Here is a 15,598-nt window from a genome sequence, read left to right as displayed (position 1 = left end):
TTTTTGTTCCACATCATCTCCTCCGCCGTCAGGCGGACCACCGCCCCGGGTCCGGCGCAAGCGCTAAGGACCGGATCCGGACAGCACGACCGGTCGCCGAGCCAGACAGGCCGACGTCCGCTCCAGGGAAGGACCCTTCGTGAGCGACACCACCGATCTGATGGGCGTACGCGCAGACAGCCCTGTCGCCGCGTCCGATGCTGCCGCGCCTGCCACCGGTGCTGCCACCGCCCCCGCCGCGCGGCGCCGCCGCACGGGTACCGGACTCGAGGGCATGGTCCTGGCCGAGCTGCAGCAGCTCGCGTCCGGTCTGGGCATCAAGGGCACCGCGCGGATGCGCAAGAGCCAGCTCATCGAGACCATCAAGGCCGCGCAGTCCGGCGGCGGCGCCAAGGCCTCCGCCGACGGCGCGCCCGTTGCCGAGAAGCCGAAGCGCCGCGCCACCTCCCGCGCCCGTACGGGTGAATCGGCCGAGGCCGGGAACCAGGGCGGCGAGCAGCAGCCGAAGCAGATCGAGATCCCCGGCCAGCCGGCCGGCGAGAAGGCCGCACCCGCGGTCAAGGCCAAGGCGGAGCCCGCCAAGGCCGAGCAGTCCGCCGACGGCCGCGCCGACGGTCGTGGCGAGGCCCGCGCCGAGGCCGCCGTGGACACCGCCGAGGGCAAGTCCGGCGAGGGCAGGGGCGGCGACGACCGCCGCGAGAGCCGCCGCGACCGTCAGCGGGACCGTCAGCGCGACCGCCGCAAGGGCGGCGAGGACGGCGGCCAGCAGCGTCAGCAGCAGGGCGGGGGCCAGGGCCAGCAGCAGGGCGGTGGCGCCCAGGGCGGCGGCCAGCAGGACGACGACGAGTTCGACGGCGGCGGCCGCCGCCGCCGGGGCCGCTACCGCGACCGCCGCGGCCGCGGCGGCAACCGCCGCGACGACTTCGCGGGCGAGCCGCAGGTCGGCGAGGACGACGTCCTGATCCCGGTCGCCGGCATCCTGGACATCCTGGACAACTACGCGTTCATCCGGACCTCCGGTTACCTGCCGGGCCCGAACGACGTGTACGTCTCGCTCGCCCAGGTGCGCAAGAACGGCCTGCGCAAGGGCGACCACGTCACGGGCGCCGTGCGCCAGCCCAAGGACGGCGAGCGCCGCGAGAAGTTCAACGCGCTGGTGCGCCTGGACTCCGTCAACGGCATGGCCCCGGAGAGCGGCCGCGGCCGCCCGGAGTTCAACAAGCTCACCCCGCTGTACCCGCAGGAGCGGCTGCGGCTGGAGAACGAGCCCGGCCAGCTGATCACCCGGATCATCGACCTGGTCGCCCCGATCGGAAAGGGCCAGCGCGGCCTGATCGTGGCCCCGCCGAAGACCGGCAAGACGATCATCATGCAGGCCATCGCCAACGCGATCACCCGCAACAACCCCGAGTGCCACCTGATGGTCGTCCTCGTCGACGAGCGTCCGGAAGAGGTCACCGACATGCAGCGGTCGGTCAAGGGCGAGGTCATCTCCTCGACCTTCGACCGCCCCGCCGAGGACCACACCACCGTCGCCGAGCTCGCCATCGAGCGGGCCAAGCGGCTGGTGGAGCTGGGCCACGACGTCGTCGTCCTGCTCGACTCCATCACCCGTCTGGGCCGCGCGTACAACCTCGCGGCGCCCGCCTCCGGCCGCATCCTGTCCGGTGGTGTCGACTCGACCGCGCTCTACCCGCCGAAGCGCTTCTTCGGCGCCGCGCGCAACATCGAGGACGGCGGCTCGCTGACCATCCTGGCCACCGCGCTGGTCGAGACCGGCTCGCGCATGGACGAGGTGATCTTCGAGGAGTTCAAGGGCACCGGCAACATGGAGCTCAAGCTCGACCGCAAGCTCGCCGACAAGCGGATCTTCCCCGCGGTGGACGTCGACCCGTCCGGTACCCGCAAGGAGGAGATCCTGCTGGCTCCGGACGAGCTGAACATCGTCTGGAAGCTGCGCCGGGTGCTGCACGCGCTCGACTCGCAGCAGGCGATCGAGCTGCTGCTGGACAAGATGAAGCAGACCAAGTCCAACGCCGAGTTCCTGATGCAGATCGCCAAGACCACCCCGGGTGGCAACAACGACTGACGCTCCGGCGTCGGCCCGGTGAAGGAGGCCGGCCCCGTCACTTCGGTGACGGGGCCGGCCTTCGGTCGTTGATCGCCCCCGGCCGTCCTTGGCCTCCGGCTGTTCGCTGCCCGCGGCCGTCGGCTGTCTCCGGCGCCTTGGCCTGCGGCCGTCCGCTGTTGGCGTCACCCCCGGCCGCCTCCGGCTGTCTGCCGGCACTGGTCGTCGGCTGTCCGCGGCCGCTGCCTCCGGCGCCTCGGCCTGCGGCCATCCGCTACAGCCCTCGCCCCAGGCTGCCCCCGGCCGTCCTTGGCCTCCGGCAGTTCGCTGCCTCCGGTTCCCCGGCCTCCGGCCGTCCGCCGCCCCCTCGCCCACGGCCGCCCGCGGTCTCCCCGGCACCGACCGGATGGCTCTCACCTGCGGCGTATCCGGCGCGTCCGCGGGCGGGGCGGCCCCCGGCGCGCTGTCATTGCCCTGTGCGCGGATCCCTCCCATGGCTGATCAGATGCGGAACGGGGTATTCCTGCGACAAGGAGCAGATCAGGACAGAGGAGCCGATGCCCGAGCACGCGGAGGACGGACGAGCCCACCGGGGACGCCCGCGCAGCCCACGCCGCCGGGCCCTGCGGATCACCGCCTGGGTCGTGGCGTCGTTCCTGGTGCTGACCACCACCGCCGCCGGGTGCCTGTACCTCAAGCTCAACGGCAACATCCGGGGCATCGACATCAACGCCCTTCTCGGGCGCGACCGCCCGGCCGACGTCGACAACGGCTCGATGGACATCCTCGTCCTCGGCTCCGACTCCCGCTCGGGCGGCAACCAGAGGGCCGGCGGCGGCCAGGACGACGGGACCGCCCGCTCCGACACCGCGATGATCGTCCACGTCTACCAGGGGCACCAGCGGGCGAGCGTGGTCAGCATCCCCCGCGACACCCTCGTCGACCGGCCCGCCTGCGCCCGGCCCGGCGGCGGCACCGCCCCCGCCCGGCAGGGCGAGATGTTCAACGAGGCGTATGCGATCGGCGGCCCCGCCTGCGCGGTCAAGACGGCCGAGACGATGACCGGCATCCGCATGGACCACTACATCGAGATCGACTTCGTCGGCTTCCAGCACCTCATCGACGCCCTCGGCGGGGTCACCGTCACCACCAGCCAGGCCATCGACGACAGCCGCAGCCATCTGCACCTGCCGGCCGGCACCCACCACCTGGACGGCAAGCAGGCCCTCGGCCTGGTCCGCACCCGCCACGGGGTCGGGGACGGCAGCGACCTGGGCCGGATAAGGCTGCAGCAGGCCTTTCTGAAGGCCCTGGTGGACCGGGTCGACGGGATCGGGCTGCTGAGCTCGCCGACCCGGCTCTACGAGATCGCCGACACCGCCACCGGCGCCATCACCACCGACTCGGAGCTGGCGTCGGTCAAGAAGCTGGTCTCCCTCGGGGAGAGCCTGAAGGGCCTGGGCTCGCAGGACATCGGCATGGTCACCATGCCGGTGCGCTACGACCCCGCCGACCCCAACCGCGTCCTGCCGATCACCGACCAGGCGGAGCGGATCTGGGCCGCCCTGCGGGCCGACAAGCCGATTCCCGCCTCCGCCACCAAGGGCTCGGCCGGTGACGACGTCGACACGGGCGGTGTGGTGCGCAGCGCCGTGCGGCAGCCCGCCGAGCGCGCGGAATAGATCACCACGGCCCCCGGTTTGGGCAGATGCGGCCAGTGCTGGCAGACTGGTCCGTCGGCCCCGGTTCACGTGACGCAAGCCCGCTGCACGACCCGGGACCCTCCCGAACACTAGGAGAATCCCTTGAAGCGCGAAATCCACCCGGAGTACGTGGAGACGCAGGTCAGCTGCACCTGCGGCAACTCCTTCACCACCCGTAGCACCGTCACCGGCGGCGTCATCCGCGCCGACGTGTGCTCCGCGTGCCACCCGTTCTACACGGGCAAGCAGAAGATCCTCGACACCGGTGGCCGCGTGGCCCGCTTCGAGGCCCGCTTCGGCAAGGCGGCCGGGTCCGCCAAGAAGTAGCGACCCGAGAGCGCCGGTCCGCGGCCGCCCGGATATCCTCCGGCGGCCGGACCGGCGCTTTGTCGTCCCAGGCTGGTACACCGGCGTTCACCCCTTTCAAAAGCAGGGATCCTGATGTTCGAGGCGGTCGAGGAACTGATCGGCGAGTACGCCGACCTCGAGAAGAAGCTTGCCGACCCGGCGGTCTTCGCCGACCAGGCCAACGCACGCAGGCTCAACAAGCGCTACGCCGAACTGACCCCCATCATCGGCACCTACCGCGGCTGGAAGCAGGCCGGCGAGGACATCGAGACCGCCCGGGAACTGGCCGCGGACGACCCCGAGTTCGCCTCCGAGGTCAAGGACCTGGAGCGGCACCGCGAGGAGCTCACCGACAAGCTGCGGCTGCTGCTCGTCCCGCGCGACCCCAGCGACGACAAGGACGTGATCCTCGAGGTCAAGGCCGGCGAGGGCGGCGAGGAGTCGGCGCTGTTCGCGGGCGACCTGCTGCGGATGTACCTGCGCTACGCCGAGCGCCTGGGCTGGAAGACCGAGATCATCGACGCCAACGCCTCCGACCTCGGCGGTTACAAGGACGTCCAGGTCGCGGTGAAGACCAAGGGCACCGCGGAACCCGGCCAGGGCGTCTGGGCCCGGCTGAAGTACGAGGGCGGCGTGCACCGCGTCCAGCGCGTGCCGGCCACCGAGTCGCAGGGCCGCATCCACACCTCCGCCGCCGGCGTGCTGGTCACCCCGGAGGCCGAGGAGGTCGAGGTCGAGATCGGCCCCAACGACCTGCGCATCGACGTCTACCGCTCCTCCGGCCCCGGCGGCCAGTCGGTCAACACCACCGACTCCGCTGTCCGCATCACCCACCTGCCCACCGGCATCGTCGTCTCCTGCCAGAACGAGAAGAGCCAGCTGCAGAACAAGGAGCAGGCGATGCGCATCCTGCGCTCCCGGCTGCTGGCCGCCGCGCAGGAGGAGGCCGAGCGCGAGGCCTCCGACGCCCGCCGCAGCCAGGTGCGCACCGTGGACCGCAGCGAGCGCATCCGCACGTACAACTTCCCGGAGAACCGCATCTCCGACCACCGCGTCGGCTTCAAGGCGTACAACTTGGACCAGGTCCTCGACGGAGACCTGGACGCGGTGATCCAGGCCTGCGTCGACGCCGATTCGGCGGCCAAGCTGGCGGCCGCGGGCGACGGAAGCTGAACCGGAGGCGGAGAACGTGAACCTGCTGCTCGCCGAGGTCGCCCAGGCGACCCAGCGGCTGGCCGACGCCGGCGTCCCCTCGCCGCGGTTCGACGCGGAGGAGCTCGCGGCGTATGTGCACGGGGTGAAGCGGGGTGCGCTGCACACCGTCGCCGACGCCGACTTCGACGCGCGCTACTGGGAGGCCGTGGCCCGCCGCGAGGCCCGTGAGCCGCTGCAGCACATTACGGGCCGCGCGTTCTTCCGCTATCTGGAACTCCAGGTCGGCCCCGGGGTGTTCGTGCCCCGCCCGGAGACCGAGTCGGTCGTCGGGTGGGCCATAGACGCCGTGCGCGCCATGGACGTCGCCGAGCCGCTCATCGTCGACCTGTGCACCGGGTCGGGCGCCATCGCGCTCGCCCTGGCGCAGGAGGTGCCGCGCAGCCGGGTGCACGCGGTGGAGCTGTCCGACGAGGCGCTGGTGTGGGCCCGCAAGAACGTCGAGGGCAGCAAGGTCGACCTGCGGCAGGGGGACGCCCTGGAGGCCTTCCAGGACCTCAACGGCCAGGTGGACCTGGTGATCTCCAATCCGCCCTACATCCCGCTCACCGAATGGGAGTACGTGGCGCCGGAGGCCCGCGACCACGACCCCGAGATGGCGCTGTTCTCCGGTGAGGACGGCCTGGACACCATCCGCGGCATCGAGCGCACCGCGCACCGGCTGCTGCGGCCCGGCGGGGTCGTCGTCATCGAGCACGCCGACACCCAGGGCGGCCAGGTGCCCTGGATCTTCACCGAGGAGGCCGGCTGGGCGGACGCCGCCGACCACCCCGACCTCAACAACCGCCCCCGGTTCACCACCGCCCGCAAGGCGACGCCGTGACAACGGCGCCACACGTCATGGAGGTCTGCTGATGGCACGGCGTTACGACTGCTCGGACGTGACGGACCGGGCTGCCGGACTGCGCGAGGCCGCGTCCGCCGTACGCCGCGGCGAGCTCGTGGTGCTGCCCACCGACACCGTCTACGGGATCGGCGCGGACGCGTTCAACGCCGAGGCCGTCGGCGACCTGCTGGAGGCCAAGGGCCGGGGCCGGGGTATGCCCTCGCCCGTGCTGGTCGGCTCCCCGAACACCCTGCACGGCCTGGTCACCGACTTCAGCGAGCACGCCTGGGAGCTGGTCGACGCCTTCTGGCCGGGTGCGCTCACCCTCGTCGCCCGGCACCAGCCGTCGCTGCAGTGGGACCTGGGGGACACCCGGGGCACCGTCGCCGTCCGCATGCCGCTGCACCCGGTCGCCATCGAACTGCTGACCGAGACCGGTCCGATGGCGGTCTCCAGCGCCAACCTGACCGGCCACCCCTCGCCGCAGGACTGCGACGCGGCGCAGGAGATGCTGGGCGACTCCGTCGCGATCTACCTCGACGGCGGTCCGACGCCCGCGGCCGTGCCGTCCTCCATCGTGGACGTCACCGGCAAGGTGCCCGTCCTGCTGCGGGCGGGCGCGATCAGCGCGGAGCAGCTCCGCGAGGTCGTACCCGACCTGGAGGCCGGCAATTGACACCGCCCATACCCGGGCAGTGGGATCACGGTGAGCGCCCGTTCCGCATCCTCCACGTCTGCACCGGCAACGTCTGCCGCTCGCCGATGGCCGAGCGGCTGACCCGGCACGAGCTGGCGCTGCGCCTCGGTGACGGCGCCGCGGGCATCGTGGTGGAGAGCGCCGGCACCTGGGGGCACGAGGGCGCGCCCATGGAGGCGCACGCCGCGACGGTGCTCGCGGAGTACGCCGCCGACCCGACGGGGTTCCTCGGGCGTGAACTCCTCGACGACCATGTGATCGACGCCGACCTCGTGCTGACCGCGACCCGCGACCACCGCGCCCAGGTGATCTCCATGGGGCACGCGGCGGGGCTGCGCACCTTCACGCTCAAGGAATTCACCCGGCTGGTGAAGGCGATAGACCCGGCGACGCTGCCGGAGGGCAGTGTGACCGAGCGGGCGCGCTCCCTGGTGCGCGCCGCCGCGGCGTTGCGCGGGTGGCTGCTGGCGCCCACCGCCGACGCGGACGAGGTGCACGACCCCTACGGCGCCCCGCTGACGTTCTTCCGCAGCATCGGCGAGGAGATCCACGACGCGCTGGACCCCGTCCTGACCGCGCTCACCGGGGTCCCGGCGCCGACCGCCTGACGCCGACCGCCCGACGCACACCGCACACCGCCCGACGCACACCGCGCGGCGGCTCGGGCGGAAGGTCCGGCCGTGCCGCGGCGGCATCCCGTCGCACCCGTCTCCTGTCGTACCCGCACCCCGTCCCACCCCTCCTCCGTCGCACCCCTCCTCCGTCGCACACGGCCGCGACCGCGCGTCCGGAACCCGAGCGGCCGCCCGCGGAGTGCGCCCGGCGGCCCCCGGTGGAGCACAACGCGACGCGAAATGCCGGCAAGGGTGCGACAGTGGCAGGTGAGAGCCTTCCCCGCCGCCCCCGGAGCGCCGCCATGCCCACCGCGGAAGCGTCTTCACCTCGAATAGTCACCCCCGCGCTCCCGGCCGCGGGCCCCGGCTTCGACGAGCTGCGCGCCCACGACCCCGAGCTCGCCGACATCCTCCTCGGCGAGGCCCAGCGGCAGGCGTCCTGCCTGCAGTTGATCGCGGGCGAGAACTTCACGTCCCCGGCCGTCCTGGCGGCCCTCGGGTCGCCGCTCGCCAACAAGTACGCCGAGGGCTACCCCGGCCACCGGCACCACGCCGGGTGCGAGCTGGTGGACCTGGCCGAGCGGCTGGCCGTGGAACGGGCCACACGGCTGTTCGGAGCCGCGCACGCGAACGTGCAGCCCTACTCCGGCTCCTCGGCCGTACTGGCCGCCTACGCGGCCCTCCTGGTGCCAGGGGACACCGTCCTGGCGATGTCGCTGGCGCACGGCGGCCACCTCACCCACGGGTCCGAGTCGAACTTCTCCGGCCGCTGGTTCCACATCGCCGGATACGGGGTGACGCGGAGCGAGACCTTCGAGGAGGGCGGCCTGATCGACTACGAGCAGCTGCGGGAGCTGGCGTACCGGCACCGCCCGAAGGCGATCGTCTGCGGCGGGATCGCCTACCCCCGCCACATCGACTACGCCGCGTTCCGGGAGATCGCGGACGAGGTCGGCGCCTATCTGATCGTGGACGCCGCGCACACGCTCGGCCTGGTCGCCGGGGGCGCCGCCCCCAACCCCGTGCCCTACGCGGACGTCGTGTGCGCCACCACGCACAAGACCCTGCGCGGCCCCCGCGGCGGGATGATCCTGTGCGGCGCCGGCCTGGCCCGGCGCATCGACCGGGCGGTGTTCCCCTTCTCGCAGGGGGGTCCGCACATGCACGCCGTCGCGGCGAAGGCGGTGGCGCTCGGCGAGGCGGCGCGGCCGGAGTTCGCGCTCTACGCGCACCAGGTCGTCGCCAACGCCCGCGCCCTCGCCGACGCGCTCGCCGGGCACGGGCTGCGCATCGCCACCGGCGGCACGGACACCCACCTGATCGCCGCCGACGTGTCGGCCCTCGGCGTGACCGGGATGCACGCCCGCGGGCTGTGCGCGGCCGCCGGGATCGTGCTCGACAAGTACACGCTGCCCTACGACACGGAGCCCTGCGCGGCCGGTTCGGGCATCCGCCTGGGGACCGCGTCGGTGACCACCCAGGGGATGCGCGAGGAGCAGATGCCGCAGGTCGCGGACCTGATCGTGCGGGCGCTGCGGGAGGAGCGGGGGCTGGCCGCCGAGGTCGCGGAGCTGGTCGGGGCATTCCCGCCGTACCCCGGCTGAGACGCGCCTCACAGGGGCCGGACCGCTCATCGCGGCGGGCGTGTGCAACCCTGGGGACCCGCTGTGAGTCTTCACCTGTGTTCACAGTCGCCACCCGGACGCGAATAGGGTGTGCCCGTGCGCGAGTACCTTCTGACCCTGTGCGTGGCAGCAGCCGTGACCTACCTCCTCACGGGGCCGGTGCGGAAGTTCGCCATCGCGGCAGGCGCCATGCCCGAGATCCGTGACCGTGACGTCCACCGCGAACCCACGCCACGCCTCGGCGGCATCGCCATGTTCGGCGGCCTGTGCGCGGGTCTGCTGGTGGCGGCCCACCTGACCAACCTCAAGAGCGTCTTCGAGCTCTCCAACGAGCCGCGGGCGCTGCTGTCGGGCGCCGGACTGATCTGGCTGCTGGGTGTGCTGGACGACAAGTGGGGCGTGGACGCACTGATCAAGCTGGGCGCGCAGATGATCGCGGCCGGCGTGATGGTGCTGCAGGGCCTGACCGTCCTGTGGCTGCCGATCCCGGGCAAGGGCATCGTCGCGCTCACACCGGTGCAGTCGACGCTGCTGACCGTGGCACTGGTTGTGATCACGATCAACGCGGTGAACTTCGTCGACGGACTCGACGGACTCGCGTCCGGGATGGTGTGCATCGCCGCGATCGCGTTCTTCATGTACGCGTACCGGATCTGGTACGGCTACGGCATCGAGGCCGCCGCCCCGGCGACGCTGTTCAGCGCCATCCTCATCGGGATGTGCGTGGGCTTCCTGCCGCACAACCTGCACCCCGCGCGGATCTTCATGGGCGACTCGGGCTCGATGCTGATCGGCCTGGTGCTGGCCTCCGGCGCCATCTCGATCACCGGTCAGACCGATCCGGACGCCATCACCAACCTCACCGGCTCGACCCGGGACACCACGCACTTCATGGTGCCGGTCTACATGCCGCTGCTGCTGCCGCTGACGCTCATCGCGATCCCCGCGGCCGACCTGGTGCTGGCCATCGTGCGCCGGACGTGGAACGGGCAGTCGCCGTTCGCCGCCGACCGCGGCCATCTCCACCACCGACTGCTGGACATCGGGCACTCGCACAGCCGGGCCGTGTGGATCATGTACTTCTGGTCCGCGCTGATCTCCTTCGGCGCGGTCGCCTTCTCGGTCAACTCCTCGAGCCTGTGGATCGTGCTGAGCATCGTGGTGCTGAGCGCGATGGGGCTGATCGCCCTGCTGCTGCCGCGCTTCCAGCCGCGGGCGCCGCGCTGGGCGGAGTCGTTCGTTCCGCCGCGCTACCGCCGCAACCGGGCGGAGGCCGCGCACGCGGCCCACAGCGCCGCCGCGGCCGCCATCGCCGCCGGGGAGGCGCCCGGCGTCAACGGAGCGACCGCGCTCAGTGCCCGCTCGCTGGTGGAAGCCGGCCGGGGGTCGGACCGCCGGTCGTAGCCTCGGCCGCCCGATAGCACACTCGACTCGCGGAGTCAGGTTGACGCTGCGATGATTACTCCGTCCGTGTGACAGGGCACACACGAACCGGGTAAAGGACTCATCAAATAGTTTGTGATACCGTTCACGAGAACCCGGAGTCAAGCCGAAAGACCCTAGAGCGATGGTCTTCCGGCATGAGGCATGCCCCCGCAGCCGGGCTACCCTCGTCCTCGACGATCCCTGTACCCGACCTCGCCGGAGGAGCTGCCGCCATGCAGTCCAACGACGTCCGAACGCTCCTGCTCTGCGCCGTGCCCGCGGCCGCGGCGGGGGTGGCAGCGGCCGCTGTCTCCGGTGTGCTCGCGGGCGGCAAGGGGGCGATCGGAGCGGGCTTCGGCGCGCTGGTGGTGATCGTCTTCATGGGAATCGGCCTGACGGTGCTTCAGCGCACCGCCCGCTCCTACCCCTCGCTGTTCCAGGCGATGGGCCTGATGCTCTACACCGTGCAGCTGCTGCTGCTCGCCATCGTGCTGGCCGTCTTCAAGCACACGACGCTGTTCGACACCCAGGTGTTCGCCTTCACACTGCTCGGCACGACCCTGGTGTGGATCGCGGCCCAGGCCCGTGCTCACATGAAGACCAAGATGCTGTACGTGGAGCCCGGATCCGCCGGAACTTCACCGTGAAAGGCAGGGCCGGTGCAAGCGGCGTTCCGCTCGTTTGCTATCGTCCGGTCTCAACTGCGGCAGAGCTGGCGCGGGTGGCAGTCATGCCTTCGCAACAGCCCCTCGGCCAAGCGCCCACCCGCCGCCCCCACATCCGCAAGACCAGTCCAGTGCCGTTCCGTGGCCGTGTGCCGCGCCGACACGTAGAGGTTGCCGTACCTATGCGCCACGCTGAAGGAGCTCTCGGTGAGTGATGTAACGACGCTCGCCTTCGAGACGAACTGCCACATCTTCGACGGGTGCGGCTTCCCGGCCCCCGGCCTGCACTCCTTCCTCTTCAAGCCGCTGATCGGCGACGGGGACAGCAGCGTCTACTTCAACAAGACGATGCTGCTGGCGCTGATCGGCAGCATCGTGATCGTCGGCTTCTTCTGGGCTGCCTTCGCCAAGCCGAAGATCGTCCCCGGCAAGCTGCAGATGGTCGCCGAGGCCGGCTACGACTTCGTCCGGCGCGGCATCGTCTACGAGACGATCGGCAAGCGGGACGGCGAGAAGTACGTGCCCTTCATGGTCGCGCTGTTCTTCTTCGTCTGGATCATGAACCTGTGGTCGATCGTGCCGATCGCCCAGTTCCCCGTGACGGCGATCATCAGCTACCCGGCCGCGCTCGCCGCGATCGTGTACGTCACCTGGATCTCGCTGACCTTCAAGAAGCACGGCTTCGTCGGCGGCTGGAAGAACATCACCGGCTACGACAAGTCCCTCGGCGCGGTGCTGCCGATGGTCGTCGGCCTGGAGTTCCTCTCCAACGTCATCGTGCGGCCCTTCACGCACGCCGTGCGACTGTTCGCGAACATGTTCGCCGGGCACGTCCTGCTGCTGCTGTTCACCATCGCCAGCTGGTACCTGCTCAACGGCATCGGCATCGCCTACGCCGGCGTCTCGTTCGTGATGGTCATCGTCATGACCGCCTTCGAGCTCTTCATCCAGGCCGTCCAGGCGTACGTCTTCGTGCTCCTGGCCTGCTCCTACATCCAGGGCGCGCTCGCCGAGCACCACTGAGCAGCCTGACCGCTCCGCACCCCCCGATTGTCCGGTGGCCAACCCCCACCGGTCCGTGAAAGAGAAGGAAGAACCGGCATGTCCGTTCTGCAGACCCTCGCTGCTGGTGTCGAAATCAAGGGCAACCTCGGCTCCATCGGCTACGGCCTCGCGGCCATCGGCCCCGGCGTCGGCATCGGCATCATCTTCGGCAACGGCACGCAGGCGCTCGCCCGCCAGCCCGAGGCCGCCGGCCTGATCCGTGCCAACCAGATCCTCGGCTTCGCCTTCTGTGAGGCGCTCGCCCTGATCGGTCTGGTCATGCCGTTCGTCTACCCGACCTCCTGAGTCCGGGCTGACGAGACCAACCCCTTTCGACGGAAGGCACTGATGTGAACGCCCTGGCACAGCTGGCGGCCGAGGAGGCGGAGAACCCCCTCATCCCGCCGATCCCAGAGCTCGTCATCGGTCTCATCGCCTTCGCCATCGTCTTCTTCTTCCTCGCCAAGAAGCTGCTCCCGAACATCAACAAGGTTCTGGACGAGCGCCGCGAGGCCATCGAGGGCGGCATGGAGAAGGCCGAGGCCGCACAGGCCGAGGCTCAGCGGACCCTCGAGGAGTACAAGCACTCGCTCTCCGAGGCCCGCCACGAGGCCGCGCGTCTGCGCCAGGAGGCGCAGGAGCAGGGCGCCGCGCTCATCGCCGAGATGCGCGCGGAAGGCCAGCGGCAGCGTGAGGAGATCATCGCCGCCGGTCACGCCCAGATCGAGGCCGACCGGCGGTCCGCCGCGCACGCCCTGCGCCAGGACGTCGGCAAGCTCGCCACCGACCTGGCCGGCAAGATCGTCGGCGAGTCCCTCGAGGACTCCGCCCGGCAGAGCCGCGTGATCGACCGCTTCCTCGACGAGCTCGAGGAGAAGGCCGAGGCCGCGCGATGAACGGAGCGAGCCGCGAGGCACTGGCCACCGCGCGCGAGCGTCTCGACGCGCTGGCGGACAACACGTCCGTCGACGCGGCGAAGCTCGCCGAGGAGCTGGCCGCCGTCACGGGGCTGCTCGACCGCGAGGGTTCGCTGCGCCGCGCCTTGACCGACCCGGCCCAGCCGGGTGAGGCCAAGGCGGGCCTTGCGCAGGCGGTCCTCGGCGGGCAGATCGGCGGCGAGACGTCCGACCTGGTCTCGGGCATGGTCCGCAGCCGCTGGTCGCAGCCGCGTGATCTGACCGACGCGCTGGAGGAGCTGTCCTACAGCGCCGACCTGATCGCCGCGGAGCGGGCGGGCCGCCTCGACGACGTCGAGGACGAGCTGTTCCGCTTCGGCCGGATCGTCTCCGGCAGCAGCGAGCTGCGGGCGGCGCTGACCGACCGCGCCGCGGGGTCCCGGGCCAAGGCGACCCTGCTGCACTCGCTGCTGGGCGGCCGCGCCGACCAGGTCACGGAGCGGATCGTGGTCCGTCTCGTGACCTACCCGCGAGGCCGTAGCCTTGAGGCAGGGATCGACGCCCTGTCCAAGCTGGCGGCGGCGCGCCGCAACCGCACGGTCGCGGTCGTCGTCTCGGCGGTACCGCTGGACGACCGGCAGAAGCAGCGCCTCGGCGCCGCGCTGGCCAAGATCTACGGCCGGCAGGTGCACCTGAACCTGGACGTCGACCCCGCGGTCGCGGGCGGCATCTCGGTCCGGGTCGGCGACGAGGTCATCGACGGGACCATCGCGGACCGCCTCGAAGAGGCGAGTCGGCGGATGGCCGGCTGAACCAGCCACCAACTCAAAGAGCAGTATCAGCGGCCCGAGTTGGGCCGTAGCGAATACTTCGGGCCCAACAAGGAGAGCAGGGAACCCAGATGGCGGAGCTCACGATCCGGCCGGAGGAGATCCGGGACGCGCTGGAGAACTTCGTCCAGTCGTACAAGCCGGACGCGGCCTCGCGCGAGGAGGTCGGAACGGTCAGCCTGGCCGGCGACGGTATCGCCAAGGTCGAGGGTCTGCCCTCGGTCATGGCGAACGAGCTGCTGAAGTTCGAGGACGGCACCCTCGGTCTCGCCCTCAACCTCGAGGAGCGCGAGATCGGTGCGATCGTCCTCGGCGAGTTCAGCGGCATCGAGGAGGGCCAGCCGGTGCAGCGCACCGGTGAGGTGCTCTCGGTCGCGGTCGGCGAGGGATACCTGGGTCGCGTCGTCGACCCGCTCGGCAACCCGATCGACGGCCTCGGCGAGATCGAGACCGACGGCCGCCGCGCCCTGGAGCTCCAGGCTCCCGGCGTCATGGCCCGTAAGTCCGTGCACGAGCCGATGCAGACCGGCCTCAAGGCCGTCGACGCGATGACCCCGATCGGCCGCGGTCAGCGCCAGCTGATCATCGGCGACCGCCAGACCGGCAAGACCGCCCTGGCGATCGACACGATCATCAACCAGCGCGACAACTGGCGCTCCGGCGACCCCAAGAAGCAGGTCCGCTGCATCTACGTCGCCATCGGCCAGAAGGGCTCCACCATCGCCGGCGTGCGCGCCGCGCTGGAGGAGGCCGGCGCCCTGGAGTACACCACGATCGTGGCGGCCCCGGCGTCCGACCCGGCCGGCTTCAAGTACCTCGCCCCGTACACCGGCTCGGCCATCGGCCAGCACTGGATGTACGACGGCAAGCACGTCCTGATCGTCTTCGACGACCTGTCCAAGCAGGCCGACGCCTACCGCGCCGTCTCCCTCCTGCTGCGCCGCCCGCCGGGCCGTGAGGCCTACCCGGGTGACGTCTTCTACCTGCACTCCCGCCTGCTGGAGCGCTGCGCCAAGCTCTCCGACGAGCTGGGCGCCGGCTCGATGACCGGTCTGCCGGTCGTCGAGACCAAGGCCAACGACGTCTCGGCGTTCATCCCGACCAACGTCATCTCCATCACCGACGGCCAGTGCTTCCTGGAGTCCGACCTGTTCAACGCGGGCCAGCGCCCGGCGCTGAACGTCGGTATCTCGGTCTCCCGAGTCGGTGGCTCGGCGCAGATCAAGGCCATGAAGTCGGTCGCCGGCCGCCTGCGCGTGGACCTCGCCCAGTACCGCGAGCTCGAGGCGTTCGCCGCCTTCGGTTCCGACCTCGACGCGGCCTCCAAGGCGCAGCTGGAGCGCGGCAAGCGCATGGTCGAGCTCCTCAAGCAGGGCCAGTACGCGCCGTTCCCGATCGAGGACCAGGTCGTCTCCATCTGGGCCGGCACCACCGGCAAGCTGGACGACGTTCCGGTCGAGGACATCCGCCGCTTCGAGCGCGAGCTGCTGGACTACCTGCGCCGCGAGCGCAAGGACCTGCTGCTGGGCATCGCCGAGACCGGCAAGCTCGGCGACGACACCGTCGAGGCCCTGACCGACGCGGTCGCGGACTTCAAGAAGCAGTTCGAGACCTCGGACGGCAAGCTGCTGGGTGAGGGCTGAGC

Annotated in this window: 15 protein-coding genes; all 15 read left to right on the top strand. The window is 71.1% G+C overall.

Annotated features, from left to right (window positions below; genetic code table 11):
* Window positions 1-139 precede the first annotated feature (139 nt).
* On the top strand, window positions 140-2,089 hold the full coding sequence (gene rho, locus ACRWND_RS09170; protein ID WP_431947867.1) for a transcription termination factor Rho: 1,950 nt from the start codon (window positions 140-142) through the stop codon (window positions 2,087-2,089).
* 536 nt (window positions 2,090-2,625) lie between these two features.
* Window positions 2,626-3,750 carry an LCP family protein gene (locus ACRWND_RS09165; RefSeq protein ID WP_431947865.1) on the top strand — a complete coding sequence of 375 codons (1,125 nt, stop codon included), beginning with the start codon at window positions 2,626-2,628 and terminating at the stop codon, window positions 3,748-3,750.
* A 123-nt stretch (window positions 3,751-3,873) separates the two neighbouring features.
* On the top strand, window positions 3,874-4,098 hold the full coding sequence (rpmE, locus tag ACRWND_RS09160; protein WP_431947863.1) for a 50S ribosomal protein L31: 225 nt from the start codon (window positions 3,874-3,876) through the stop codon (window positions 4,096-4,098).
* A gap of 114 nt (window positions 4,099-4,212) precedes the next feature.
* Entirely contained in the window at window positions 4,213-5,292 is a 1,080-nt protein-coding gene (gene prfA / locus ACRWND_RS09155) for a peptide chain release factor 1 (RefSeq protein WP_431947861.1), read from the top strand.
* A 16-nt stretch (window positions 5,293-5,308) separates the two neighbouring features.
* Entirely contained in the window at window positions 5,309-6,154 is an 846-nt protein-coding gene (prmC, locus tag ACRWND_RS09150; RefSeq protein WP_431947859.1) for a peptide chain release factor N(5)-glutamine methyltransferase, read from the top strand.
* A 31-nt stretch (window positions 6,155-6,185) separates the two neighbouring features.
* A complete protein-coding gene (locus ACRWND_RS09145) occupies window positions 6,186-6,833 on the top strand; it encodes an L-threonylcarbamoyladenylate synthase (protein WP_431947857.1) in 648 nt (215 codons plus the stop codon).
* The gene (locus ACRWND_RS09140; protein ID WP_431947855.1) at window positions 6,830-7,462 is read left to right on the top strand and encodes a protein-tyrosine-phosphatase; all 633 of its coding nucleotides are present in this window, start codon (window positions 6,830-6,832) and stop codon (window positions 7,460-7,462) included. The genes ACRWND_RS09145 and ACRWND_RS09140 overlap by 4 nt, the downstream gene beginning before the upstream one ends.
* Window positions 7,463-7,770: 308 nt before the next feature.
* Complete coding sequence (glyA, locus tag ACRWND_RS09135) at window positions 7,771-9,072, top strand: serine hydroxymethyltransferase (protein WP_431947853.1); 1,302 nt, start codon at window positions 7,771-7,773, stop codon at window positions 9,070-9,072.
* Between the two features lie 117 nt (window positions 9,073-9,189).
* Complete coding sequence (locus ACRWND_RS09130) at window positions 9,190-10,497, top strand: MraY family glycosyltransferase (protein WP_431947851.1); 1,308 nt, start codon at window positions 9,190-9,192, stop codon at window positions 10,495-10,497.
* A 254-nt stretch (window positions 10,498-10,751) separates the two neighbouring features.
* On the top strand, window positions 10,752-11,165 hold the full coding sequence (locus ACRWND_RS09125; protein ID WP_431947849.1) for a hypothetical protein: 414 nt from the start codon (window positions 10,752-10,754) through the stop codon (window positions 11,163-11,165).
* 210 nt (window positions 11,166-11,375) lie between these two features.
* Window positions 11,376-12,206: a F0F1 ATP synthase subunit A gene (atpB, locus tag ACRWND_RS09120; RefSeq protein ID WP_431947920.1), complete on the top strand. Its 831-nt coding sequence runs from the start codon at window positions 11,376-11,378 to the stop codon at window positions 12,204-12,206.
* A gap of 78 nt (window positions 12,207-12,284) precedes the next feature.
* Entirely contained in the window at window positions 12,285-12,533 is a 249-nt protein-coding gene (gene atpE, locus ACRWND_RS09115) for an ATP synthase F0 subunit C (RefSeq protein ID WP_361800962.1), read from the top strand.
* A gap of 44 nt (window positions 12,534-12,577) precedes the next feature.
* Complete coding sequence (locus tag ACRWND_RS09110; RefSeq protein WP_431947846.1) at window positions 12,578-13,123, top strand: F0F1 ATP synthase subunit B; 546 nt, start codon at window positions 12,578-12,580, stop codon at window positions 13,121-13,123.
* Complete coding sequence (locus tag ACRWND_RS09105) at window positions 13,120-13,935, top strand: F0F1 ATP synthase subunit delta (RefSeq protein WP_431947844.1); 816 nt, start codon at window positions 13,120-13,122, stop codon at window positions 13,933-13,935. Before ACRWND_RS09110 ends, ACRWND_RS09105 begins: the two co-directional genes overlap by 4 nt.
* Before the next feature lie 89 nt (window positions 13,936-14,024).
* A complete protein-coding gene (gene atpA, locus ACRWND_RS09100) occupies window positions 14,025-15,596 on the top strand; it encodes a F0F1 ATP synthase subunit alpha (RefSeq protein ID WP_431947842.1) in 1,572 nt (523 codons plus the stop codon).
* The last annotated feature ends 2 nt before the right edge of the window (window positions 15,597-15,598 follow it).

It is taken from the genome of Actinacidiphila sp. bgisy167 (assembly GCF_965342175.1).
Lineage (GTDB): Bacteria > Actinomycetota > Actinomycetes > Streptomycetales > Streptomycetaceae > Actinacidiphila.
Note: the sequence above shows the minus strand (reverse complement) of the source record. Positions and strands in the feature narration are given on the sequence as shown.